General features: G+C 71.7%; 25 protein-coding genes and 5 tRNA genes. 10 read left to right on the top strand and 20 right to left on the bottom strand.

Features of this window, described 5'->3' with window-relative positions; all coding sequences use genetic code 11:
* Window positions 1–55 precede the first annotated feature (55 nt).
* On the top strand, window positions 56–241 hold the full coding sequence (rpmB, locus tag AB0F03_RS20750; protein ID WP_004924906.1) for a 50S ribosomal protein L28: 186 nt from the start codon (window positions 56–58) through the stop codon (window positions 239–241).
* 129 nt (window positions 242–370) lie between these two features.
* On the opposite strand, the gene thiD is transcribed toward rpmB, so the two are convergent.
* Entirely contained in the window at window positions 371–1,171 is an 801-nt protein-coding gene (gene thiD, locus AB0F03_RS20745) for a bifunctional hydroxymethylpyrimidine kinase/phosphomethylpyrimidine kinase (protein ID WP_361993854.1), read from the bottom strand.
* On the bottom strand, window positions 1,168–2,133 hold the full coding sequence (locus tag AB0F03_RS20740) for a thiamine-phosphate kinase (RefSeq protein ID WP_361993851.1): 966 nt from the start codon (window positions 2,131–2,133) through the stop codon (window positions 1,168–1,170). The genes thiD and AB0F03_RS20740 overlap by 4 nt, the downstream gene beginning before the upstream one ends.
* 271 nt (window positions 2,134–2,404) lie before the next feature.
* Between AB0F03_RS20740 and AB0F03_RS20735 the strand changes: the two genes are divergently transcribed.
* Together AB0F03_RS20735 and AB0F03_RS20730 are read left to right on the top strand one after the other, a co-directional pair.
* Window positions 2,405–2,638 carry an Lrp/AsnC ligand binding domain-containing protein gene (locus AB0F03_RS20735; protein ID WP_121786712.1) on the top strand — a complete coding sequence of 78 codons (234 nt, stop codon included), beginning with the start codon at window positions 2,405–2,407 and terminating at the stop codon, window positions 2,636–2,638.
* Between the two features lie 20 nt (window positions 2,639–2,658).
* On the top strand, window positions 2,659–3,180 hold the full coding sequence (locus AB0F03_RS20730) for a DUF3515 domain-containing protein (RefSeq protein ID WP_361993848.1): 522 nt from the start codon (window positions 2,659–2,661) through the stop codon (window positions 3,178–3,180).
* Window positions 3,181–3,193: 13 nt separating this feature from the next.
* Here AB0F03_RS20730 and AB0F03_RS20725 read toward each other — a convergent pair whose 3' ends face one another.
* The 3 genes from AB0F03_RS20725 to AB0F03_RS20715 all read right to left on the bottom strand — a co-directional run bounded on the left by AB0F03_RS20725 (window position 3,194) and on the right by AB0F03_RS20715 (window position 6,416).
* Window positions 3,194–4,351: a D-alanine--D-alanine ligase family protein gene (locus tag AB0F03_RS20725; RefSeq protein WP_361993846.1), complete on the bottom strand. Its 1,158-nt coding sequence runs from the start codon at window positions 4,349–4,351 to the stop codon at window positions 3,194–3,196.
* A 125-nt stretch (window positions 4,352–4,476) separates the two neighbouring features.
* Window positions 4,477–5,487: an NAD(P)H-dependent glycerol-3-phosphate dehydrogenase gene (locus AB0F03_RS20720; RefSeq protein WP_361993843.1), complete on the bottom strand. Its 1,011-nt coding sequence runs from the start codon at window positions 5,485–5,487 to the stop codon at window positions 4,477–4,479.
* Window positions 5,484–6,416 carry a lysophospholipid acyltransferase family protein gene (locus AB0F03_RS20715; protein WP_361993840.1) on the bottom strand — a complete coding sequence of 311 codons (933 nt, stop codon included), beginning with the start codon at window positions 6,414–6,416 and terminating at the stop codon, window positions 5,484–5,486. The genes AB0F03_RS20720 and AB0F03_RS20715 overlap by 4 nt, the downstream gene beginning before the upstream one ends.
* 154 nt (window positions 6,417–6,570) lie before the next feature.
* On the opposite strand from AB0F03_RS20715, the gene cofC reads away from it, so the two are divergent.
* Both cofC and AB0F03_RS20705 read left to right on the top strand, forming a co-directional pair.
* Window positions 6,571–7,209, top strand: coding sequence for a 2-phospho-L-lactate guanylyltransferase (cofC, locus tag AB0F03_RS20710; protein ID WP_361993837.1), 639 nt, complete (start codon window positions 6,571–6,573; stop codon window positions 7,207–7,209).
* Window positions 7,210–7,307: 98 nt separating this feature from the next.
* Window positions 7,308–7,511, top strand: coding sequence for a hypothetical protein (locus tag AB0F03_RS20705; RefSeq protein ID WP_361993834.1), 204 nt, complete (start codon window positions 7,308–7,310; stop codon window positions 7,509–7,511).
* Window positions 7,512–7,581: 70 nt separating this feature from the next.
* Here the strand turns inward: AB0F03_RS20705 and AB0F03_RS20700 are convergent, their stop codons facing one another.
* The 4 genes from AB0F03_RS20700 to leuC all read right to left on the bottom strand — a co-directional run bounded on the left by AB0F03_RS20700 (window position 7,582) and on the right by leuC (window position 10,893).
* A complete protein-coding gene (locus AB0F03_RS20700; protein WP_361993832.1) occupies window positions 7,582–8,229 on the bottom strand; it encodes an HU family DNA-binding protein in 648 nt (215 codons plus the stop codon).
* Window positions 8,230–8,365: 136 nt separating this feature from the next.
* A complete protein-coding gene (locus AB0F03_RS20695) occupies window positions 8,366–8,596 on the bottom strand; it encodes a hypothetical protein (protein WP_361993829.1) in 231 nt (76 codons plus the stop codon).
* A gap of 273 nt (window positions 8,597–8,869) precedes the next feature.
* A complete protein-coding gene (gene leuD, locus AB0F03_RS20690) occupies window positions 8,870–9,463 on the bottom strand; it encodes a 3-isopropylmalate dehydratase small subunit (protein WP_361993826.1) in 594 nt (197 codons plus the stop codon).
* Between the two features lie 2 nt (window positions 9,464–9,465).
* Window positions 9,466–10,893, bottom strand: coding sequence for a 3-isopropylmalate dehydratase large subunit (leuC, locus tag AB0F03_RS20685; RefSeq protein WP_361993823.1), 1,428 nt, complete (start codon window positions 10,891–10,893; stop codon window positions 9,466–9,468).
* A 205-nt stretch (window positions 10,894–11,098) separates the two neighbouring features.
* Between leuC and ndgR the strand changes: the two genes are divergently transcribed.
* On the top strand, window positions 11,099–11,815 hold the full coding sequence (gene ndgR / locus AB0F03_RS20680) for an IclR family transcriptional regulator NdgR (protein WP_356822533.1): 717 nt from the start codon (window positions 11,099–11,101) through the stop codon (window positions 11,813–11,815).
* Between the two features lie 92 nt (window positions 11,816–11,907).
* On the opposite strand, the gene AB0F03_RS20675 is transcribed toward ndgR, so the two are convergent.
* The 11 genes from AB0F03_RS20675 to AB0F03_RS20625 all read right to left on the bottom strand — a co-directional run bounded on the left by AB0F03_RS20675 (window position 11,908) and on the right by AB0F03_RS20625 (window position 18,010).
* Window positions 11,908–12,258 (bottom strand): ANTAR domain-containing protein, encoded by a 351-nt coding sequence (locus AB0F03_RS20675; protein ID WP_361993820.1) that lies wholly within the window; start codon window positions 12,256–12,258, stop codon window positions 11,908–11,910.
* 278 nt (window positions 12,259–12,536) lie between these two features.
* Entirely contained in the window at window positions 12,537–13,331 is a 795-nt protein-coding gene (locus tag AB0F03_RS20670; protein ID WP_361993817.1) for a GAF and ANTAR domain-containing protein, read from the bottom strand.
* The gene (locus AB0F03_RS20665; RefSeq protein ID WP_361993814.1) at window positions 13,324–14,085 is read right to left on the bottom strand and encodes a GAF and ANTAR domain-containing protein; all 762 of its coding nucleotides are present in this window, start codon (window positions 14,083–14,085) and stop codon (window positions 13,324–13,326) included. Before AB0F03_RS20665 ends, AB0F03_RS20670 begins: the two co-directional genes overlap by 8 nt.
* Window positions 14,086–14,478: 393 nt before the next feature.
* A tRNA-Glu gene (locus tag AB0F03_RS20660) sits at window positions 14,479–14,551 on the bottom strand.
* 28 nt (window positions 14,552–14,579) lie between these two features.
* Window positions 14,580–14,651, bottom strand: a tRNA-Gln gene (locus AB0F03_RS20655).
* Window positions 14,652–14,672: 21 nt separating this feature from the next.
* Window positions 14,673–14,745, bottom strand: a tRNA-Glu gene (locus tag AB0F03_RS20650).
* Window positions 14,746–14,774: 29 nt separating this feature from the next.
* Window positions 14,775–14,847, bottom strand: a tRNA-Glu gene (locus tag AB0F03_RS20645).
* 21 nt (window positions 14,848–14,868) lie between these two features.
* Window positions 14,869–14,940 (bottom strand) — tRNA-Gln (locus AB0F03_RS20640).
* Between the two features lie 280 nt (window positions 14,941–15,220).
* On the bottom strand, window positions 15,221–16,702 hold the full coding sequence (gene gltX / locus AB0F03_RS20635; protein WP_361993811.1) for a glutamate--tRNA ligase: 1,482 nt from the start codon (window positions 16,700–16,702) through the stop codon (window positions 15,221–15,223).
* On the bottom strand, window positions 16,695–17,480 hold the full coding sequence (locus AB0F03_RS20630) for a fumarylacetoacetate hydrolase family protein (protein ID WP_361993809.1): 786 nt from the start codon (window positions 17,478–17,480) through the stop codon (window positions 16,695–16,697). Before AB0F03_RS20630 ends, gltX begins: the two co-directional genes overlap by 8 nt.
* A gap of 335 nt (window positions 17,481–17,815) precedes the next feature.
* On the bottom strand, window positions 17,816–18,010 hold the full coding sequence (locus AB0F03_RS20625; protein WP_361993806.1) for a hypothetical protein: 195 nt from the start codon (window positions 18,008–18,010) through the stop codon (window positions 17,816–17,818).
* 557 nt (window positions 18,011–18,567) lie between these two features.
* Here AB0F03_RS20625 and AB0F03_RS20620 point away from each other — a divergent pair.
* From AB0F03_RS20620 to AB0F03_RS20605, 4 genes are all read left to right on the top strand, one after another.
* On the top strand, window positions 18,568–22,356 hold the full coding sequence (locus AB0F03_RS20620) for a nitrate- and nitrite sensing domain-containing protein (RefSeq protein ID WP_361993803.1): 3,789 nt from the start codon (window positions 18,568–18,570) through the stop codon (window positions 22,354–22,356).
* 9 nt (window positions 22,357–22,365) lie between these two features.
* Entirely contained in the window at window positions 22,366–22,779 is a 414-nt protein-coding gene (locus AB0F03_RS20615; RefSeq protein WP_023546525.1) for a roadblock/LC7 domain-containing protein, read from the top strand.
* Between the two features lie 111 nt (window positions 22,780–22,890).
* The gene (locus AB0F03_RS20610; protein WP_019058642.1) at window positions 22,891–23,289 is read left to right on the top strand and encodes a DUF742 domain-containing protein; all 399 of its coding nucleotides are present in this window, start codon (window positions 22,891–22,893) and stop codon (window positions 23,287–23,289) included.
* A partial coding sequence (locus tag AB0F03_RS20605) for an ATP/GTP-binding protein (RefSeq protein WP_361993800.1) occupies window positions 23,270–23,511 on the top strand: 242 nt, incomplete at its 3' end. The genes AB0F03_RS20610 and AB0F03_RS20605, both read left to right, overlap by 20 nt.

Here is a 23,511-nt window from a genome sequence, read left to right as displayed (position 1 = left end):
GATCCCGGCATGCCGGGATCAACCGTAAGTGCATCTGAAGTCTTTGGAGTGACCCGTGGCTGCCAACTGCGACGTCTGCGGCAAGGGCCCGGGCTTCGGCAACAACATCTCGCATTCGCACCGCCGTACGCCCCGTCGCTGGAACCCCAACATCCAGCGTGTGCGTACCGTGGTCGGCGGGACGCCGAAGCGCGTGAACGCTTGCACCTCGTGCATCAAGGCCGGCAAGGTCTCGCGCTGACGCTACAGCTGAGCGCGCGGCCACTGCCTGGTTCGTGCACTGAGCCGGTCCACCTCCGGGTGGGCCGGCTTTTTGCCGTACCCGCGGGTGGCGCCGGTGCGTGCCGGGAGCGGCGCCGTCCGCCCGGTCTCAGGGAGTGTCCCGCCCGAGGGCCCACCCGTGGTCCACGGGCCCGATCCCGGCGCCGAGGGAGAACCCGGCGGCGATCGCCCCGGTGACGTACTCCTTGGCCGCCGTGACCGCCTCCGGCACGGACCGCCCTCTCGCCAGGCCGCACGCGATCGCGGAGGCGAGGGTGCAGCCGGTGCCGTGGGTGTGCCGGTTGTCGTGGCGCGGTGCCCGCAGCAGGTGTTCGGCACGGCCGTCGGTCAGCAGGTCCACCGCCTGCTCCGGGTCCGCCAGGTGGCCGCCCTTGATCAGCACCCACCGCGGCCCGTACTCCAGCACGGCCGCCGCGGCCCGCCGCAGGTCGGCCTCCGACTCGACCCGCACCCCGGTGAGCTGCGCCACCTCGTCCAGGTTCGGGGTGGCCACGGTCGCCGCCGGCAGCAGCCTCGTCCGTACGGCGTCCAGTGCGGACGCGGCCAGCAGCGGGTCGCCGTGCTTGGAGACGCCGACCGGGTCCACCACGGCCGGCGCGTCCGTACCGGTGATCAACTCGGCGACCTCCTCAACCAGTTCGGCCGAGGACAGCATGCCGGTCTTGACGGCCTGGACGCCGATGTCGTCCACGACACTGCGGTACTGGGCCCGTACCGCCGCCACGGGCAGCTCCCAGGCGCCCTGCACGCCCAGGGAGTTCTGCGCGGTCACCGCGGTGAGCACGCTCATCCCGTGCACGCCGAGCGCCAGCATCGTCTTCAGGTCGGCCTGGATGCCCGCGCCCCCGCCGGAGTCCGACCCCGCCACCGTCAGCACGCGGGGGATCATGACTCGATGTCCCCGAAGTGGTCCCAGCCGCCCTTGCTGGTCCAAGGTGCCCCGTCGACGGTCACCTGGGGCAGCGCGGACGGGTTGAGGACCTCGCCGATGACCTTCCAGCGGGCCGGGAGCTTGGTGTCCGCCGGGAAGGTCGCCACGATCGCGTGATCCTCTCCCCCGCTCAGCACCCACTGGAGCGGGTCGACGCCGACGGCCTGCCCGATGTCGTTCATCTGCGTCGGGATGTCGATGGCGCCGGACCGGATGTCGATCCGGACCTTGCTGGCCTCGGCGATGTGCCCGAGGTCGGCGATCAGGCCGTCGCTGACGTCGCACATCGCGGTGGCGCCGAGCCCGGCGGCGGCCGGGCCCGCGTGGTACGGCGGCTCGGGACGCCGGTGGGCCTCCACGAAGGCGCGCGGCGAGCGGAAGCCGCGGGAGAGCACCGCGTAGCCGGCCGCGGACCAGCCCAGCCAGCCCGTGACGGCCACGAGGTCGCCGGGCTGGGCACCCGCGCGGGTGACCGGCTCATGGTTGCGCAGATCGCCGAGCGCGGTGATCGCCACCGTGATGGTGTCGCCGCGTACGACGTCCCCGCCGACCACGGCGGCGCCGGCGACCTGGCACTCGTCGCGCAGGCCGTCCATCAGCTCGCTGGGCCAGGCGACCGGCAGTTCGGCCGGGACGACCAGGCCGAGCAGCAGCGCGGTCGGTACGGCGCCCATCGCGGCGATGTCCGCGAGGTTCTGCGCGGCGGCCTTGCGGCCGACGTCGTAGGCCGTGGACCAGTCGCGGCGGAAGTGCCGCCCCTCCAGCAGGATGTCGGTGCTCGCCACGACCCGGCGGTCCGGTGCGGCGACCACCGCGGCGTCGTCGCCGGGGCCGACCCGGACCGCCGGGGTGGTGGTGAGACGGGAGGTGAGCTCCCTGATGAGCCCGAACTCCCCGAGCTCACCAACAGTGCCCTTCATGTCCCTTGCTCCCCTTCTCTCCCTTGCCGTGCCCGGTCGCGCGTCATCAGTGTCCCCGATACGGTCGAGATGACCGCCGTCGCGGTCGGCACGGCCGCCGGGAACGGCCGTGGTGACCGTCGGTCCGCGGTCCGGGCGACCGTCAACGTCCGTCGCGCCTGCACCCTGGCGCGCAAGCCCGGTTCCCGCGGGTCTCCCCGCGGGGAGCGGGGACGCGATACCGTGGCGTTCCTTTTCCCCACATGATCCTCGTGGCCGCCCTGGAGGTTCCGTGGTACAGGCGTACATCCTGATCCAGACGGAGGTCGGCAAGGCGTCGACCGTCGCCGAGACGATCAGCAAGATCCCCGGAGTGATCCAGGCCGAGGACGTGACAGGACCGTACGACGTCATCGTGCGCGCCCGGTCCGAGACGGTCGACGACCTCGGCCGCATGGTGGTCGCGAAGATCCAGCAGGTGGACGGCATCACGCGCACCCTGACCTGTCCGGTCGTGCATCTGTAGCCCCCGTCTACGCTTGGCCGGTGAACATCTTCCGTCACCGGCCTCTCGCCCTGCTCGCGCCCGCCCTGCTGCTCGCGGCCGCGGCCTGTTCCCCGGCGGACGGCAGCACCACGGTCGCGGTTCCCACCCCCGACGCGAAGACCGCGCCGGCGTGCCGCGACCTGGACCGGGTGCTGCCCCGGAAGGTGAACGGGCAGACCCGCGCCGACCCCGAGCCCCGGTCCGTCTACACGGCGGGCTGGGGAAGCCCGGCGATCATACTGCGCTGCGGCATCGTCCGGCCGCCGAAGATGGTCGACCCGAAGGTGGCACTGGGCGACGACCCCGACGCGATGGGCGGCGGGGTCAACGGCGTCGACTGGCTGATGGAGAAGGAGAGCGACGGCACCTGGCGGTTCACCACGTCCGAGCGCCGTGCCTACGTGCAGGTGACGCTGCCGAAGAAGTGGTCCGGGCCCGACGACAGCGCGCAGGTCCTCATGGATCTGGCACCGGCGGTGAAGAAGGCGATCCCGAAGGGGATCGCCTCCATGCGGGGCTGAGCCGGCCCGGGGATCAGCGCAGACCGGTCGGGCGGCGCAGCGCGGCCCCCACGAGCCGGTCGATCAGCTCGGGGTAGCTCACGCCGGTGGCCTCCCACATCTTCGGGTACATCGAGATCGGCGTGAAACCGGGCATGGTGTTGATCTCGTTGATCACGAACTCGCCGTCCTCGGTGAGGAAGAAGTCCGCGCGCACCAGGCCCTCGCAGGAAGCCGCCTCGAACGCCTCGACCGCCAGCCGGCGCACCTCGGCGGTCTGCTCCTCGGTGAGCGGGGCCGGGACGATGCCGGGCGTGGAGTCGATGTACTTCGCCTCGAAGTCGTAGTACGCGTGCGCATCCGGCGGCGGGATCTCGGCCGGGACGGAGGCCCGCGGGCCGTCCTCGAACTCCAGGACGCCGCACTCGATCTCGCGCCCGCGCAGCGCGGCCTCGACGAGGATCTTCGGGTCGTGCGCCTGTGCCTCGGCGATGGCCTCGTCCAGGCCGGACAGGTCGTCGACCTTGGTGATGCCGATGGACGAACCCGCGCGCGCGGGCTTCACGAACAGCGGCCAGCCGTGCTCACCGGCGAAGTCGACGATCTTCTTGCGGGCGGCGGACTCGTCCTGCGCCCACTCGCGGGGCCGGATCACCACGTACGGGCCCACCGCGAGCCCGAAGGAGGTGAACACCCGCTTCATGTACTCCTTGTCCTGGCCGACGGCCGAGGCGAGCACGCCCGCTCCCACGTACGGCACCCCGGACAGCTCCAGCAGTCCCTGAAGGGTGCCGTCCTCGCCGTAGGGGCCGTGGAGCACCGGGAAGACCACGTCGACCTCGCCGAGCGCCTTGGGCACGGAGCCCGGCTCGCTGTAGACGACCTCGCGGTTCGCCGGGTCGACGGGGAGCACCACGCCGCCCTCGTGCGACTCCGCCAGCTCGTCCACGGTGGGCGTGCGGCGGTCGGTGATGGCCATCCGCTCCGGCTCGTCGGCCGTCAGGGCCCAACGGCCGTCCGAGGTGATGCCGATCGGCAGGACGTCGTACTTCGTCCGGTCGATGGCCTTGAGGACGGCGCCGGCGGTGACCACGGAGATTCCGTGTTCGGAACTGCGCCCGCCGAACACGACGGCCACGCGCGGCTTGCGCGACGGCTGCTCAGGGCTCTGGGGAAGGTTCTCGGTGCTCATATCGGGTTGAGAGTACCCGGAGGCAGCGGCAACGTCAGCGCACGCCTCCGGGCCGTCGCTCAGCGTCGCACGGACGGTCGCGCAGCGTCGCGCGGGAGGCCGTCAGGGACCGCGTGGGGGGCGGTTCAGCGCCGTTCGGGCTTGGCGCTGCGGGCCATCAGTTCCTTGAGGGCGACGACCGGCGGCTTGCCCTCGTGCACGATGCTGACGACCGTCTCGGTGATGGGCATCTCGACGTCGTGCCGGTGGGCCAGATCCAGCACGGACTCGCAGGACTTGACGCCCTCGGCGGTCTGCCGGGTGACCGCGATGGTCTCCTGGAGGGTCATGCCCTTGCCGAGGTTGGTGCCGAAGGTGTGGTTGCGGGACAGCGGCGAGGAACAGGTGGCCACCAGGTCGCCCAGGCCCGCGAGTCCGGAGAACGTCAGCGGGTCGGCGCCCATGGCGAGGCCCAGCCGGGTGGTCTCGGCGAGGCCGCGCGTGATGAGCGAGCCCTTGGCGTTGTCGCCGAGTCCCATGCCGTCGGCGATGCCGACCGCGAGCCCGATGACGTTCTTGACGGCGCCGGCGAGTTCGCAGCCGACCACGTCGGTGTTGGTGTACGGCCGGAAGTACGGGGTGTGGCAGGCGGCCTGGAGCCGCTGGGCGACCTGTTCGTCGGTACAGGCCACGACTGCCAGGGCGGGCATCCGGGCGGCGATCTCGCGGGCCAGGTTGGGCCCGGTGACGACCGCGATCCGGTCGGTGCCGACCTTGGCGACGTCCTCGACGACCTCGCTCATCCGCATGGTGGAGCCGAGTTCGACGCCCTTCATCAGGGAGACGAGGACGGTGTCCGGCGCGAGCAGCGGGGTCCACTCGGCGAGGTTGGCGCGCAGGGTCTGGGAGGGGACGGCGAGGACGGTGAAGTCCGCGTCCCCGAGGGCCCGGGCCGCGTCGGCGGTGGCGCGCAGGTTCTCCGGGAGTTCCACTCCGGGCAGGTAGTCGGGGTTGGTCCGCGTGGAGTTGACCGCCTCGGCCAGCTCCGGGCGGCGGGCCCACAGGGTCACCTCGCAGCCGGCGTCGGCGAGGACCATGCCGAAGGCGGTCCCCCACGAACCGGTGCCCATGACGGCCGCCCGCACAGGCTTGCTCACGTGCTCTGCCCTTCCGCTTGCTTGCCCTGCGTCTGCGTCTGCGTCTGCGCCTGCGCCCGCGCCGGGGTCTGCCCCTGCACCTGCGCCCGTGCTCGGCTCTGCCCCTGCGTCTGCGCCTGCGCCCGTGCTTGGGTCTGCCCCTGCGCCTGGGCCTGGACCCGTGCTTGGGTCTGCCCCTGCGCATGCGCCCGTGCCTGCGCCTGCGTGCGGCGGCGCTGCTCGATCCGCTCACGGCGCGGGTCGTACGGCGTCTCGGGCGCCTTCTCGCCGCGGATGTGCTCCAGCTGCCGGGTGATGGCCGCCATGATGACCTCGGTGGCCTCCTTCAGCACCTCCGGGGTCATCTCCCTGTCGTAGAAACGGGACAGGTCGACCGCCGGGCCCGCCAGCACGTGATGGGTCTTGCGCGGGAAGAGGTTCGGCTTCCTGGCGTACGGCGGGAGCAGTTCGTTGGCGCCCCACTGGGCGACCGGGATGACCGGGCACTTGGTCTGGAGGGCCACGCGGGCGGCTCCGGTCTTGGCGGTCATGGGCCAGCCGTCCGGGTCGCGGGTGAGGGTGCCCTCGGGGTAGAAGGCGACGCACTCACCGCGTTCGACGGCGGCGATCGCGGCCCGGAAGGCGCTGAGCGCGTCCGTGCTCTCGCGGTAGACGGGGATCTGCCCGGTGCCGCGCATGGCGGCGCCGACGAATCCCTTACGGAAAAGGCCGCTCTTCGCCAGGAATCGCGGAACCCGCCCGGTGTTGTACTGATAGTGCGCGTACGCGAAGGGGTCCACGTGGGAATTGTGGTTGACCACGGTGATAAAGCCGCCCTCGGCCGGAATGTGCTGCATTCCACGCCAGTCCCGCTTGATCAGAACCACCAGCGGCGGTTTGCAGAGCACCGCGGCGAAGCGGTACCAGAAGCCGATTCTGCGGCGGGGCACAAGGACACCTTCCTCTAGGGCTGCCACCCCGGCGGGGGCCGCACAAGTCTGGCCCCGGGCCGCCGGTCTGTCGAGAACACCGTACGCCCCGACACGCGGGCGGCCCGAGGCCCCCGGGTGACAATGAGCGCGACAAGAGAGGGACGGTACGCCGGTGCAGTGGACCTTGGTCATCCCCCTGAAGCCCCTCACGCGGGCCAAGAGCAGGCTCGCGGACACCGCCGACGACGGCGTCCGTCCGGGCCTGGCCCTGGCGTTCGCGCAGGACACGGTGGCCGCGGCGCTGGCCTGCGCGGCGGTCCGGGATGTGGCGGTCGTCACGGACGACGGGCTGGCCGGCCGGGAGCTGGCGGCGCTGGGGGCGCGGATCGTCCCGGACGCTCCGGGCAGCGGCCTGAACGCCGCCCTGGCGCACGGCGCGACCGCCGTACGGGAAAGACTCCCCGGCGCCGCCGTGGCGGCGCTGAACGCCGATCTGCCGGCGTTGCGTCCACCGGAACTGTCGCGGGTGCTGGAGTCGGCCGCGGAATTCCCGCGTGCTTTTCTCGCGGATGCGGCGGCACTGGGCACGACACTGCTCGCCGCTGCGCCGGGCCGGGAATTGCGGCCGGCGTTCGGCGTCGATTCCCGTTCCCGGCACCGGGCGTCGGGCGCGACGGAACTCGCGCTGACGGGAGTCGATTCGGTACGGCAGGACGTGGACACCGGCGCGGATCTGCGCGCGGCGCTGGCGCTGGGGGTGGGCCGGTATACGGCGGCGGTGTCGGCGGGGCTGCTGATCCCGGAGTGCTGACAAATCCCGGGAGGGCGCGGGAAACTCCGTGCGTGGCCACGCCGGGCCCGCGGCCCGCGGCCCGGCGGTGCGCCGCCGGAGGCACTACGCTGGCCGTCATGCAGGCGACCGCGTACACGTACGACCCCGGTACCCGCAGCGGACAGGTGCTGCTCGACGACGGCACGCCCGTGCCCTTCGACGCGGTGGCGTTCGACCGGGGCGGGCTGCGGCTGCTGCGGCCCGGGCAGCGGGTGCGGATCGAGACGGAGGGCGAGGGCGACGCCGCGCGGATCACCCTCGTGACTCTTCACACCCTGTAACTGCCCCCGCACACGCCGCGGGCCGGACTCCCTCGGGGAGTCCGGCCCGGCGTGTGATGCCCTGGCGGCCTTACGACGTCGTCTTGCGGGCCGTGGCCTTCTTCGCGGTGGTCTTGCGGGCCGTCGACTTCTTGGCCGGGGCCTTCTTGGCGGTGACCTTCTTCGCCGGAGCGCTCTTGGCCGTGGCCTTCTTGGCGGTGGTCTTGGCGGTCCCCGTCGTCTTCTTGGCGGGCGCCTGCTTCGCCGGGGCCTTCTTGGCGGTGGCCGTGGTCTTCTTCGCACCCGTCGTCTTCTTGGCGGCGCCCGTGGTCTTCTTCGCCGCACCCGCGGTCTTCTTGGCGGCGGCCTTCTTGCCGGCGGCCTTGGCGATGGTGGGCGGCGGGCCGGACAGGCTGCCCTTGGGCGCCTTCTTGACGGACACCTCGCCGCCGCGGGGAAGCTTCTTCGAGCCGCTCACCAGGTCCTTGAAGCCCTGACCGGCGCGGAAGCGCGGCACGGAGGTCTTCTTGACCCGAACCCGCTCGCCCGTCTGCGGGTTCCGGGCGTAGCGGGCCGGGCGGTCCACCTTCTCGAAGGAGCCGAAGCCGGTGACCGAGACCCGCTCGCCCGCGACGACCGCGCGGACGATGGCGTCCAGGACATGATCGACGGCGTCGGCGGCCTGCTGTCGGCCGCCCAACTTGTCGGCAATCGCTTCTACGAGCTGCGCCTTGTTCACGTCTTCCCCTTCGGAGACATCGCCAGAACGAAAGTGTTCAAGCTTTTTCGCACGTTAGGCAGATATATACCGCAAATCAAACACGAAACGGGCTTATCACCCTTGTGCCGCAACGGACTCGGCCGTCCCGGACGGTTCAGCGGTCCTCTCCGGGGATCCGACCCGCGTCGAGGTCCGCGGTGAACCGATCGAGCCGCCTTGCCGCGTCGGCGAGATCGTGCTTGGCCGCGGCCGTAATGACCAGCAGCTTCCGGGTCAGCGCCATCCGTACGCCCTCCGGGACTTGCAGTGCGCGCACCTTCGAGTGCGCTTCTTTGAGTTGGTTCGCGACCGCCGCATAGAGCTGGAGTTGGCCGTCGTGTTCCATGCACAGATTGTGCCATCTGGGGCGAGTTGTCGCCTGCGCAGGGGGCAACTGCCGCCTCAAATGGCCTTCCAGGCACTTGCGGAGGGCGCGAACACAGCACTCACCTACCCGAGCAACAGCCGCCGTAACGTGGGAAGTTGGGTGGACCAGGGGGGATGCGCGGGACCGTTCGGGTGCAGACATGGCTGTACCCCCAATCGTGGCGATCGGGGGTACAGGCGGGGTGTTGGGTGGCCGAAACCCGACCCGCTCGGGGGTCCGGGCGGCGCCGGATCAGACCGGGAGCGTCCGCGGCTTGTGGGCGGGCCGCCCGGCCTCGTAGGCGGCGATGTCGGGCTCGTCCCGGAGCGTGATCGAGATGTCGTCCAGGCCGTTCAGCAGCCGCCAGCGGGAGTTCTCGTCCAGCTCGAAGGGGGCGGTGATGCCCGGGGCGCGCACCTCGCGGGCCTCGAGGTCCACCGTGACCTCGACCGTGGGGTCGGCTTCGGTCAGCTCCGACAGCGCGTCCACGGTCTTCTGGTCCAGGACCACCGTGAGCAGGCCGTTCTTCAGCGAGTTGCCCCGGAAGATGTCCGCGAAGCGGGAGGAGATCACGGCCTTGAAGCCGTAGTTCTGGAGCGCCCAGACGGCATGCTCACGGGAGGAGCCGGTGCCGAAGTCCGGGCCGGCGACCAGGACGGTGGCGCCCCGCCGCTCGGGGCGGTTGAGAATGAACTCCGGGTCCTTGCGCCAGGCCTCGAACAGCCCGTCCTCGAAGCCGTCCCGGGTGACCTTCTTGAGCCAGTGGGCGGGGATGATCTGGTCGGTGTCGACGTTGCTGCGGCGCAGCGGCACGGCCCGGCCGGTGTGGGTGGTGAAGGCTTCCATGGTTATCGGACTCCAGCGGGCGTACGGTCGTCGGTCAGGTCGGCCGGGGAGGCCAGGTGGCCCAGGACGGCGGTGGCCGCCGCGACCTGCGGCGACACCAGGTGGGTACGGCCGCCCTTGCCCTGCCGTCCCTCGAAGTTGCGGTTGGAGGTGGAGGCGGAGCGCTCGCCCGGGGCCAGCTGGTCGGGGTTCATGCCGAGGCACATCGAGCAGCCCGCGTGCCGCCACTCGGCGCCGGCCTCCTTGAAGACGACGTCCAGCCCCTCGGAGACGGCCTGGAGACCCACGCGCGCGGAGCCCGGGACGACCAGCATCCGTACGCCGTCGGCGACTTTGCGGTCCCGCAGGATGTCCGCGGCGGCGCGCAGGTCCTCGATGCGGCCGTTGGTGCAGGAGCCTACGAAGACGGTGTCCACCGTGATGGTCCGCAGCGGCTGTCCGGCCGCCAACCCCATGTACTCCAGGGCCTTTTCGGCGGCGACGCGCTCCGAAGCGTCTTCGTACGAAGCCGGGTCGGGGACGTCCGCCGAAAGCGGCGCGCCCTGGCCGGGGTTGGTGCCCCAGGTGACGAACGGCGACAGCTCGTCGGCGCGGATGACCACCTCGGCGTCGAAGACCGCGTCGTCGTCCGTCCGCAGGGTCTTCCAGTAGGCGACGGCCTCGTCCCAGTCGGCGCCCTCGGGGGCGTGCGGGCGGCCCTTGAGGTAGGCGAAGGTCGTCTCGTCGGGGGCGATCATGCCCGCGCGGGCGCCGGCCTCGATCGACATGTTGCAGATGGTCATCCGCGCCTCCATCGAGAGCTTCTCGATGGCGGAGCCGCGGTATTCCAGGATGTAGCCCTGGCCGCCGCCGGTGCCGATGCGCGCGATGATCGCCAGGATCAGGTCCTTGGCGGTGACGCCCTCGGGCAGTTCGCCGTCGACCGTGATGGCCATGGTCTTGGGGCGGGCCAGCGGCAGCGTCTGGGTGGCCAGCACGTGCTCGACCTGGGAGGTGCCGATGCCGAACGCCAGCGCGCCGAAGGCGCCGTGCGTGGAGGTGTGCGAGTCGCCGCAGACCACGGTGGTGCCGGGCTGGGTCAGGCCCAGCTGCGGGCCGACGACGTGGACGACGCCCTGCTCGATGTCGCCCAGCGGGTGCAGGCGCACCCCGAACTCGGCGCAGTTCTTGCGCAGCGTCTCCAGCTGGGCGCGGGACACCGGGTCGGCGATGGGCTTGTCGATGTCGAGGGTCGGGGTGTTGTGGTCCTCGGTGGCGATGGTGAGGTCGAGGCGGCGGACCCGGCGGTCGCTCTTGCGGAGCCCGTCGAAGGCCTGGGGGCTGGTCACCTCGTGCAGCAGGTGCAGATCGATGTAGAGGAGGTCGGGCTCGCCCTCGGCGCGCCGGACGACGTGGTCGTCCCAGACCTTCTCCGCGAGTGTCCTACCCATCGCTTTCCCTCCGGCCGGCAAACGTCCACCGGCCCAACTAGAGATCTTGAGGAGCGGCGACTGCCCTTCTCGGGCCCCTGAAGTCGTGATTCCGGGCGTGCACCGCCGGGCCCGTCGGTGTGCGGGCCGCTGTGTGATTCCAGGGTGGCGCGTTCCACGGAAAATTGAACTTGCGTTTCACAGAGTGAGACGTGAGTATCGTTGCATGGACAACAGTAGCGGCGTCGGCGTTCTGGACAAGGCGGCCCTCGTCCTGAGCGCTCTGGAGTCCGGTCCGGCCACCCTCGCGGGTCTGGTCGGGGCCACCGGACTGGCACGACCCACGGCCCACCGCCTGGCCGTGGCCCTGGAACACCACCGCATGGTGGCACGCGACATGCAGGGCCGGTTCATCCTCGGCCCGCGCCTCGCGGAACTCGCGGCGGCGGCGGGCGAGGACCGCCTGCTGGCGACGGCGGGCCCCGTGCTCACCCACCTCCGTGACGTCACCGGCGAGAGCGCGCAGCTCTACCGCCGCCAGGGTGAGATGCGGATCTGCGTGGCCGCGGCGGAGCGTCTGTCCGGTCTGCGGGACACCGTCCCGGTCGGCTCCACGCTCACGATGAAGGCCGGCTCCTCGGCGCAGATCCTGATGGCCTGGGAGGAGCCCGAGCGCCTGCACCGCGGCCTCCAGGGCGCCCGCTTCACGGCGACGGCCCTGTCGGGCGTACGGCGGCGGGGCTGGGCCCAGTCGATCGGCGAACGGGAGCCGGGCGTCGCGTCCGTCTCCGCGCCGGTGCGCGGGCCGTCGAACCGGGTGGTGGCGGCCGTGTCCGTCTCCGGTCCCATCGAGCGCCTGACGCGCCACCCGGGCCGGATGCACGCCCAGGCGGTCATCGACGCGGCCGGCCGTCTGTCCGAGGCCCTGCGCCGCTCGGGCTGAGAGCGGCCGGTCCGCTCCCGCCGGGAAAGGGCGGCCCCGACGCCGCGGCGGCCCTTCTCCGACGGGAGCGGACGGACCGGTGGTCCTCCCGGTCAGCCGGGCCGGGCGCCCGCCCGCGACAGGGCGGCGTCCAGGGCCTGCCGGACGTCGTCGGGCAGCGGTCCGCCGCTCACCCCGTCGACGACGAGGCCGGCAACCGTACGCAGCTTCCTGTTGGTGTGCTGGGAGGCGTCCCGGAGGACGTCGAAGCCCTGCCGGGGGTGCAGTCCGCCGAGGGCGATGACCACGCCGATCGCCTGGTCGATCAGGGCGCGGGAGGTGAGGGCCTCTCGCAGCTGGAGTCTTTCCCGCTCCAGGTCGGTGATCGTGGCCGCGGGACCGGCGGGCTCCGGCGTCGGCCGGGTCGCGGCCGGGTCAGGTCGGGCGTCGTGCCGGACATCCATCGTGATCACATCCCGGAAGTGCTCCGAGCGCCGGCTCCGCCGTCGTCGGGGTCAAGGGTGACCTTTCCCCTTCTACCCGCGAACACCGGTGATCCGTACCCGCCGTGACCGCCGTTCCGCGTCCCGTGTCCCCGGCGCGGAGTAGCGTGGGGGGTACGCGGAGGTCGGTTCCCGGGAGCCCATCAGCGCGAGGTTCCCCCGGTTCGGCCACGAGCCGGGGGAGCTGATCTCGGGGCACGGGTTCCGGCCGAGCCGGCGGTGGACGCCGTGGGCGGCGGTCAGGACCCGGCGGTCTCGTTCTCGTTCCCGTCGAGGATGACGGCGAGTTCCATGGTGCGGCCGACCAGGGCCTGCGCGGTGTCGGCCAGGCTGACGCCGTGGCCGTCGGCGTAGTCGGCCAGCAGACGTCCCGCCTCGTGCACGGGCAGCCCGTGGTACGCGGCGATCATGCCCTTGGCGGTCTCCAGGGCGGACTTGGCGGCGATGGCGCTCTGCACGCGCGTGACGACGTCGTCGCCGCGCGGTTCGGTGGGCCAGTGCATCAGCGCCAGCGCGGCGGAGTCCGTGAGGGCCTGCGCGAGGTGGAGGTCACCGTCCGGGAGGTGTCCGGTGCGGGCGTTCAGCAGGGTGAGCGCGCCCAGGGAGCGGTCGTGCAGCCGTACCGGCACGGTGTTCAGGGACCGGTATCCGGCGGCGGACATGGCGGGGACCAGTGCGGGCCAGCGCTCGCGTTCGGTGGCGATGTCGGGGACTCTGCGGGCCCTGCCGGTGCGGTAGCAGTCCATGCAGGGGCCGCTCCCGGTCTGCATCTGCATCAGCTCGATGAACGCCGCCTCCTCCTCGGTGGCGGCCATCGTCTTGAGGGTGCCCCGGGCGTCGGCGATCATCACCGCCGCCGCGTCCACGGCCAGCAGTCCCCGGCAGGTGTGCACCAGCCGGTGGAACAGGCGCAGGGGGTCGAAGCCCGGCGCATAGGTGTCCGCCAGGTCGACGAACGCCGTCGCCAGCTCCCGCTCGCGGTTCATGCTCGCCTCCCTGGCACTGTCGTCCCGCATGTTCAGCTCTTCATTCATGGCCCATGTCCATGGTCCCGTCGATGACGGCCCGCGCGGTGTCGAGGGACGTACTGCCCCGGGCGAACGCCCGGGCGCGCAGCCTCAGCAGCGCCTCTTCCGCGCTCACACCCAACCGCACCATGATCATGCCGGTGGCCTGGTGGACCTCCTCGCGTTCCGACTCGGCTCCCTGAAGCCACAGTACGACCCCACCGGACTCGGACGAACCGTGGTCGAGGGTGGTGACGGCCAGGGTGAGGGCGTCGGCGACCAGCAGCGCGGTGCGCACCTCGGCGATGCCGGGCGGTCCCGGGGCCGCCCGGTACAGGTCGAGGGTGCCCAGCGCGCCCGCGACACCCGACAGCGGCACCGAGAACGCGGCCCTGGCGCCCGCCTTGACCGCCTGCGCGCAGAAGAGCGGCCAGCGGCGGGTGTCCGGGGGCAGGGCGAGGTCGGTGGCGAACACCGGGGCCCGCAGCCGGACGGCCTCCGTGCACGGCCCTTCGCCGAGCGTGTACTGGATCTCCGCGAGCTGGGCGGCCACGCCGTCGCTGGCGAACAGGACGACTCCCACCCCCGCGCTCCGTCCCATGACCGACAGCGACAGCCCCGAGACGTCCGGCAGGAAGGTCTCGCAGATCCGGCAGAGGGCGCCGGGCACGGAGGCGGGTGGGACGTCCCGGACCGCGTCGATCAGCTCCCGGGCGATCCGGGCCCGCAGGGCATGCGCGTCCCGCTCCGCGTCTCCGCCGCCCGGTGGCGCACCTGACATCGCCCTCACCTCCCCGCGCGCGCCCAACCCTCGACCGACACGTCCGATCACTGCCGCGTCAGCGGGCCCGGCTCTGCCCGCTCCGGCGCGACCCGTCACGTGCCATTGCGCTCGGAGACCTTCTCCTCGATCGTAGCCCGCCGCGCCGCCGGAGCCCGGGGACCGGCGGCGCGGCGGCGGTCCCCGGGCAGCGGGCGTGCCGGCACCGGCTCACCGGCCGCGTCGGTGGTCCGGCCGCTGCGCCGCCGGGGCGGGTACGACGGGGCGGGTACGACGGGGCGGGTACGACGGGGCGGGTACGACGAGGGCGCGGAACCGCTCATGCGGCGCGTGGAGTTACGGGGGCGGAAACGGCGAAGGCCCCCCACCGAAGTGGAGGGCCTTGCCTGTGTGTACCCCCGACCGGATTCGAACCGGCGCTACCGCCTTGAGAGGGCGGCGTGCTAGGCCGCTACACAACGGGGGCCTGGATCTTACGTTTCCGCAGATCCGAGCTGGTCTACCTGGACTCGAACCAAGACTAACTGAACCAGAATCAGCCGTGCTGCCAATTACACCATAGACCAATGATGGTTTAGACCAGACAGTACCCCCGACCGGATTCGAACCGGCGCTACCGCCTTGAGAGGGCGGCGTGCTAGGCCGCTACACAACGGGGGCCCTAGCGATCCCGACATCGTCGAGATCAGTACCCCCGACCGGATTCGAACCGGCGCTACTGCCTTGAGAGGGCAGCGTGCTAGGCCGCTACACAACGGGGGCTTTGCAGATGAGCTCTGCGAGCTGGCCTACCTGGACTCGAACCAAGACTAACTGAACCAGAATCAGTCGTGCTGCCAATTACACCATAGGCCACTGGAACTCAAGCCCCTGCGGGGATCTCGTTCAAGCGTGCTCCGGGGGTTCCGGCCTTCCGGCCCGCTCCCCTCGGCGCAGGAAGAACATTACCCGAAGGTGGACGGGGCTCCAAAACGGCTATCCGCGTGGAGGAGCGCCGGGAGTTCGGCGGCGGCCGGGACGCGGTGGGCGGCGGCCTCCCGGGCGGGGTGCGCGGCTGGGGCGCGGGACACCCGTACCGACGACGCAGGGGCGGCGCCCGGAACTCCGGGTGCCGCCCCTGCCGTGGTCCGTCCGGTTACGCGAGCTTCGCCAGCGCCGCGTCGATGCGGGCCAGCGTCCGCTCACGGCCCAGGATCTCCAGGGACTCGAAGAGCGGCAGGCCGACGGTGCGGCCGGTGACGGCCACGCGGACCGGGGCCTGGGCCTTGCCGAGCTTGAGGCCGTGCGCCTCACCGGCGGCCAGGACGGCCTCCTTGAGGGACTCCGCGGAGCTCCAGTCGGCCTGCTCCAGCTTCTCGCGGGCCGTACGCAGGAGCGCGTCCGAGCCCTCCTTCATCGCCTTGGCCCACGACGCCTCGTCGTAGACCGGCTCCGGCAGGAAGAGGAAGTCGACGTTGGCGGTGATCTCGGAGAGGACCTTCAGCCGGCTCTGGGCGTGCGGGGCGATCGCCTGCCACTTGGCCTCGTCGAAGTCCTCCGGCGCCCACGGGGCGAACGGCGCCCGCAGCCACGGGCGGCAGCGCTCGGTGAAGTCCTTCACCTCGAGCATGCGGATGTGGTCGGCGTTGATCGCCTCGCACTTCTTCAGGTCGAAGCGCGCCGGGTTGGGGTTCACGTCGGTGATGTCGAAGGCCGCGACCATCTCGTCGATCGTGAAGATGTCCCTGTCCGCGGAGAGCGACCAGCCCAGCAGCGACAGGTAGTTGAGCAGGCCCTCGGGCAGGAAGCCCTGCTCGCGGTAGAGGTTCAGGGACGCCTGCGGGTCGCGCTTGGAGAGCTTCTTGTTGCCCTCGCCCATCACGTACGGCAGGTGGCCGAAGGCGGGGGTCCCCTTGGCGATGCCCAGCTCGGTCAGCGCCCGGTACAGGGCGACCTGGCGCGGGGTGGAGGAGAGCAGGTCCTCGCCGCGCAGGACGTGGGTGATCTCCATCAGGGCGTCGTCGACCGGGTTGACCAGCGTGTACAGCGGGGCGCCGTTCGCGCGGACGATGCCGTAGTCCGGCACGTTCTCCGGGGTGAAGGTCAGCTCGCCGCGGACCAGGTCGGTGAAGGTGATCGTCTCGTCGGGCATCCGGAAGCGGACGATCGGGGTGCGGCCCTGGGCCTCGTACTCCTCGACCTGCTCGGCGCTCAGGTCGCGGCAGTGGCCGTCGTAGCCGGAGGGCCGGCCGGCGGCGCGGGCGGCCTCGCGGCGGGTGTCCAGCTCCTCCTGGGAGCAGTAGCAGTGGTAGGCGTGGCCGGCGTCCAGCAGCTTGCGGGCGACGTCCCGGTAGATGTCCATGCGCTGCGACTGGCGGTACGGCGCGTGGGGGCCGCCGACCTCGGGGCCCTCGTCCCAGTCGAAGCCGAGCCAGCGCATCGCGTCGAGCAGCTGCTGGTACGACTCCTCCGAGTCGCGGGCCGCGTCGGTGTCCTCGATGCGGAAGACCAGGGTGCCCTGGTGGTGCCGCGCGAACGCCCAGTTGAACAGGGCCGTACGGATCAGGCCCACGTGGGGGTTACCGGTGGGCGAGGGACAGAAACGGACGCGTACGGGGGAGCCGGGTGCGCTAGCCACGCTTGACAACCTTGTTGGTGAGAGTGCCGATGCCTTCGATGGTGACGGCGACCTCGTCGCCGACGTGCAGGGGGCCGACCCCCGCCGGGGTGCCGGTGAGGATGACGTCACCGGGGAGCAGCGTCATCGCCTCGGAGATGTTGACGACCAGGTCCTCGATGGAGTGGAGCATCTCACTCGTGCGGCCCAGCTGGCGTTGTTCGCCGCCGACCGTGAGCTGGATCGTCAGGTCGTTCGCGCGCTCCAGGTCGAGGTCCGTCTCGACCCACGGGCCGAGCGGGCAGGAGGTGTCGAACCCCTTGGCGCGGGCCCACTGCTTCTCGCGGCGCTGGACGTCGCGGGCGGTGACGTCGTTGGCGCAGGTGTAGCCGAAGATCACGTCCTTGACGCGCTCGCGCGGCACCTCGCGGCACATGCGGCCGATGACGACGGCCAGCTCGGCCTCGTGGTGGAGTTCCTCGGTGAACGACGGGTACTGGATGTCGTCGCCGGAGCCGATCACCGAGGTGGAGGGCTTGAAGAAGGCGAACGGCGCCTCGAGCACCTCGTTGCCCAGTTCGCGCGCGTGGTCGGCGTAGTTGCGGCCGAACGCCACGACCTTGTTGGGCAGGACCGGCGGGAGCAGTCTGACCTTGGCGAGCGGCACCTTCGTCCCGGACAGCTCGTAGTCCGCGAACGGGATGCCCTTGATGATGTCGAGGACGAGTTCGTCCTGCTTGTCGCCCTCGACCGCGCCGAAGGCGACGTTCCCGTCGATGGAGAACCTGGCGATGCGCACGGGATCCTTGCGCCCCTCACTGAGAACCGGCGTACTGACGCCCCAGGTTAACCGGTCGGACTGCCGCGCGTTCGGCTGGTACGACGGCCGGCCGGGCGTTTCCCGGCCGCGGGAACCGGCGCGGAGGAGTGCCATTCCGGGGGCTTCGCCGCAGGTCAGGCGCGGTTGACGGGGTCGGCGGGCGGGAAAGGCCTGTTGTTCGCGGGAGCGGCCGGAGAGGCTCGGGGGGACACGCGCGCGCGTGAATCGCGCCTGGGGTTCGCCGGAAAAAGCCGGGCGCGGCCGGAGGGATCGTCGTGCGATCCGTCCGGCCGCGCCCGGCGGTGCTGTCCGCGCTACACGCCGGCCGGGGCTCCGGCGCCGGCCGGGACCTCCATGAGGACCGTGCGCCGGGGGTTGGCCGTCTGGGCGGGGAGGTCGATCGTGTGCTCCGGCAGCTCGGGCGTGGCCAGGTCGCCGGCGTCCTCGAGGTGCGCCAGGGTCGTGCGCCGCGGGTTGGCAATCGGGCGGAACATCATCGTCGTCTTCACCGTTGTCGTCCTGTGCCTCTGGTCGGAGTGGCCGCTCTTGTAAAGCGTCAGGCTAAACATCCGATTCCCCGCCGAAGGCGCCGACCGCGCACGACATGCCTGTGAGTTTGCTCACGAACTCACGGGCAAATCGGTCAATTCCGGCCGCCAACCCGGTTCAGCGAAACGGACATTGACCCCCTGAACCGATCATTCCGCTCCTGATCATGGCGACTGGGACACCTCGTACCCAGCGGCGACACACAGCGGTACGCCCGGTTTGCACCGAGATCGACCCCACGGCTGGTAACCCACCCCTCACACCCCGTCACGTAGGTCACAGCTCGGCTCACTGCCCTTGTTGGAGATCCTGCACTGTGCTGGAATTCCACGGACCGCCGCGGGATCGAGCCGGTGCAGGGGGCGCTACGCAGCGCCGAGCGGCGGCGGGACAGGGGGGAACCAGCGCCGGTCACTCAAGACCACCCGGGGGGCGTATTCAGGGCGCTCTCCACGACGCCGACACCGTGTCCCTCCGTTCACGCGGAGGGGCGCCTGGTCCAGAGGTTGCGACGCTAGTGCAGGGACGTTTCAAGAGGGATGGCAGCGCTTCGGCGGAGCCGGAGTCGCACGACGGGACTGGCCCCATGAAGGGCAGCTCCTCGCCCCAGCACGCCCACAGCCAGGGTCCGGGCCCGTCCGGAGACGGCGGTGAGCGTGGCGGGCGCCACGGTGCGCCGGCCTCGTCGGGCGCCACGACGGCGGCGTCCGCGGGCAGCCCCGCGCCGGCGGCGAATTCCCCGCAGGTCCCGACCGCCGGTTCACGCCTGATGCTGCGCAACTGGCGTATCTCCACGCGCCTGGTGTCGCTGCTCGCGCTGCCCGTGGTCGCGGCGACCTCGCTCGGCGCGCTGCGCATCGACCAGAACATGAACGACATCCAGCAGCTCGACAACATGAAGCTGCTGACGGACATGACCAAGCAGGCGACCGAGCTGGCCGCCGCGCTCCAGGACGAGCGCGACCAGTCCGCCGGTCCCCTGTCGCACGGCGGCCTGAAGGCGAACGACTACCAGGTCAAGGCCTACCAGCAGAAGACCAACCGGGCCCGCGACAACTTCCTTGACGCCTCCGAGCAGATCGACGCGGCCAGCAAGGACGGCAACCTCCAGGGCGTGCGTGACGCGCTCGTCGGTCTCGCCAACCAGCTGGACGACCTGGCCAAGATCCGCGACAAGGCGTACGTGTCCAAGGACAACGCGACCCAGACGGTCGAGTCCTACCACCGGCTCATCACCCAGCTGATCGGCCTCTCCCAGGACATGGCCGAGGCGTCCAGCAACCCGGAGATGATCTCGCGCACCCGCGCCCTGGCGGCCTTCTCCACCGCCAAGGAGTACGCGTCCGTGCAGCGCGCCATGATCGCCGCCGCGCTGCCCGCGACCAACGCCACCAAGGGTGACCTCTCCGAGAACGACCGCCTCTACGGCCAGTCGGCCTACGAGAGCGAGGGCTCCGAGCTGGCGATCTTCCGGAAGATCTACGCCAACCAGGACGCCGAGCTGCTCCTCCAGCCGATCGACGACGGCAACGCGACGATCAAGACGGCCGACACGTACGCCAAGCGCTCCTTCGAGTCCCCGGACGGCCTCCAGCAGCTGCCGGCGCGTTCGTACCGCGACTGGGTGGACGCCAGCTCGACCAAGCTCGAGCAGATGAAGAAGATCGAGCACACGCTGCTCGAGGAGATGGAGCAGAAGGCCCGCGAGCTGAAGAGCGCCACCCAGCGTGACGCCATCATCTCCGGTGCGCTGATCCTGCTCGTGCTCGGTGTGTCGCTGGTCGGCGCGTTCGTCGTGGCCCGGTCCATGATCCGGTCGCTGCGCCGGCTCCAGGAGACCGCGACGAGGGTCGCCCAGGACCGGCTGCCCGAGCTGGTCAAGCAGCTGTCGGAGACGGACCCGCAGGACGTCGACACCTCCGTGGAGTCGGTCGGTGTGCACTCGCGGGACGAGATCGGCCAGGTGGCCGCGGCCTTCGACGACGTGCACCGCGAGGCGGTCCGCCTCGCCGCCGAGCAGGCCCTGCTGCGGGGCAACGTCAACGCGATGTTCACCAACCTCTCGCGCCGCTCCCAGGGCCTGATCCAGCGTCAGCTGTCGCTCATCTCCGAGCTGGAGTCCCGCGAGGCCGACCCGGACCAGCTGTCCTCGCTGTTCAAGCTGGACCACCTCGCCACCCGTATGCGCCGTAACGGTGAGAACCTCCTCGTCCTCGCGGGTGAGGAGCCCGGCCGCCGCTGGACGCGTCCGGTGCCGCTGGTCGACGTGCTGCGTGCCGCCGCGTCCGAGGTGGAGCAGTACGAGCGCATCGAGCTGGCCTCCGTGCCGACCACCGAAGTGGCCGGCCGCGTGGTCAACGACCTCGTGCACCTGCTCGCCGAGCTGCTGGAGAACGCGACGTCGTTCTCCTCGCCGCAGACCAAGGTCAAGGTCACCGGTCACGCCCTGCCCGACGGGCGCGTGCTGATCGAGATCCACGACACCGGTATCGGCCTCTCCCCCGAGGACCTCGCCGCGATCAACGAGCGGCTCGCCGCGCCGCCCACCGTGGACGTCTCGGTCTCCCGCCGCATGGGTCTGTTCGTGGTCGGCCGCCTGTCGCAGCGCCACGGCATCCGCATCCAGCTGCGCCCCTCCGACTCCGGTGGTACGACCGCGCTGGTCATGCTGCCCGTGGACGTCGCCCAGGGTGGCAAGAAGCCCGCCCCGGGCAAGTCCGGCGCGCCCGTGTCGACCGGTGGTCCGGCCGCCGCGCAGGCAGCCGCCGGCGCGGCCGCGGCCCGGCGGGCGAACGGCAACACCGGCGGTGCCCTCGGTGGCGCCCCCGGCGGTGGCGGTCTGCTCGGTGCCGGGCCCGGCCCGCGCGGCCAGGTCGGTTCCGGCCAGGGTCCCCGGGCCGCGCTGCCCGGCGCGGGCCAGGGCGGCCGACCCGGCGCGCCGGGCGGAGCGCGTGGCCCGCAGGGCGGCGCCGGTGGTCCGCAGCACGGCCGGCAGGGCCCCAGGCCCACGTCGGCGTTCGAGCAGGGCACGCCCCCCGCCGCCGGTGCCGGTGCGGGTGCCTTCGGCGGTCAGATGCCGGGTGGCCCGCAGGGCCTCCAGGCGGCGAACCCGGGCGGACCGCAGCAGGACGCCTTCGGCGGCCGTAACGCGCAGCGGCCCGCCGGCTCCGACCAGGGCCGCCAGCCCCAGCTGCCGCCGCGCGGCGGTCCGCGGGCCGAGCTGCCCGGCGGCGGACCGCAGCAGGGCCGTACGCCCGACTGGGGCACCTCCCAGGCCCCGCTGTCGCGTGCCTCGCTGGACACCCCGCGCGGCCACGACGAGCAGGACCCGGCGCAGACCGCGCCCATGCCGCGCGTGGACGACCGGCAGGGCCCGGGTCCGTCCGGCACGGGCGAGTACCCGCGCCCGGAGCTGTCCGACGGCCCCGGATCCGCCGCGCACCCCGGCCGGATGGGCCGCCCGGACACCGCGCAGCAGCCGGGCCGGTACGCGCGTCCCGACGCCGGCGGCCGGCAGGATTCCGATCCGTTCGTCCGCTCCGACGTGTTCGGCACGTCGGCGCCGCCCGCGCGGCAGGACGAAGGTGACCGGCACACGGGCCGGTTCCCGGCCCCGCAGGCACCGCAGACCCCCCAGACCCCCCAGGCTCCGCAGGGCTTCAACGGCGGCTACGACAGTGGCTCCACCGGTCAGCACGCCCTGCCGGGCCGCCAGAACCCCGCGCAGACCGGGCAGTTCGAGCGCCAGCAGCCGGCCGGCCGGGACGAGTTCGGCGCCCCGCGCCCGCCGGCCCCGCAGCAGCGTCCGGTCCGCCAGGAGCCGCAGCAGCGTCCGGTCCGCCAGGAGCCGGAGGCGCTGCCGCCGGCGAGTGGACCGGGTGACGGCCGTACCCCGCTGTACGACACGCTGGAGACCAACTGGTTCCACGGCACCCAGCAGCAGGAGAACGCGCCCGCGCCGCAGCAGCCGCAGGCACCCGCCCCGGCTCCCCAGCGGTCCGCCTCGAACACCGGTTCCTGGCGCACCTCGCCGAACGACGAACTCGTCCGGCAGGCCGAGCGCGTACGGCAGCCCGCCGCGGGCGGGATCACCACCTCCGGCCTGCCGCGCCGCGTGCCCCGGGCGAACCTCGTCCCGGGGACCGCTCAGCAGCAGCAGCACCAAGCCGGTCCGCAGGTCTCGCGTGCGCCTGACGACGTACGCGGACGGCTGACCAATCTTCGTCGGGGCATCGCTCAGGGCCGTCAGGCCGGCAGCGGCCAGACCGGCAGCTTCCCGAGCCCCACTCACCAGCAGGAGCGTTAGTTGAGTCCGATGAGCCAGGCGGCACAGAACCTGAACTGGTTGATCACCAACTTCGTGGACAACACCCCTGGGGTGTCCCACACAGTGGTGGTCTCCGCCGACGGCCTTCTGCTGGCGATGTCCGAAGGCTTCCCCCGTGACCGCGCCGACCAGCTCGCTGCCGTCGCGTCCGGGCTGACCTCGTTGACGGCCGGGGCATCCCGGATCTTCGAGGGCGGCACGGTGGCGCAGACGGTCGTCGAGATGGAACGCGGGTTCCTCTTCCTGATGTCCGTCTCGGACGGGTCGTCCCTCGCGGTTCTGGCCCATCCCGAGTGCGACATCGGCCTCGTCGGCTACGAGATGGCACTGCTCGTCGACCGCGCGGGTGCGGTACTCACCCCGGACCTGCGCGCCGAACTCCAGGGCAGTCTGCTTCACTGACCGCCCCCGGCACCACCCACCTCACAAAAACACCGTCCGGCCGCCACAATCCCCCCACCGGCCCCGTCAGACGGCTTGACTGACCGACTTGCTGTCCCGCCCGGAGGATTCATGACCCCGCCCACCGCCTCTCATGATCCGTACGCGGAGCCGTACGGGGACGAGGGCGACCAGCCGCTCGTACGGCCGTACGCGATGACCGGCGGCCGGACCCGGCCGCGGTATCAGCTGGCCATCGAGGCGCTGATCAGCACCACGGCCGATCCGGCAGCGCTCATGGGACTGCTCCCTGAGCACCAGCGCATCTGCCACCTGTGCCGCGAGGTCAAGTCGGTCGCGGAGGTCTCCGCGCTGCTGGCCATGCCGCTCGGAGTGGCCCGGATCCTGGTCGCCGACCTCGCCGAGGCCGGCCTGGTCGCCATCCATCAGCCGGGTGGCGACGAGAACAACGGCGGCGCTCCTGACGTGACGCTGCTCGAAAGGGTGCTCAGTGGACTTCGCAAGCTCTGACGCGGGTCGGGCCACCACCTCCGCGAAGATCGTGGTGGCGGGCGGCTTCGGCGTGGGCAAGACCACGTTCGTCGGCGCCGTCTCGGAGATCAACCCGCTGCGCACAGAGGCCGTCATGACGTCCGCCTCCGCGGGCATCGACGACCTGACCCACACCGGGGACAAGACCACCACCACGGTGGCCATGGACTTCGGCCGTATCACCCTGGACCAGGACCTGAT

Origin of the sequence: Streptomyces sp. NPDC028722, from assembly GCF_040637655.1 — a bacterium.
Lineage (GTDB): Bacteria > Actinomycetota > Actinomycetes > Streptomycetales > Streptomycetaceae > Streptomyces.
This window is presented reverse-complemented; position numbering and strand designations above follow the sequence as displayed.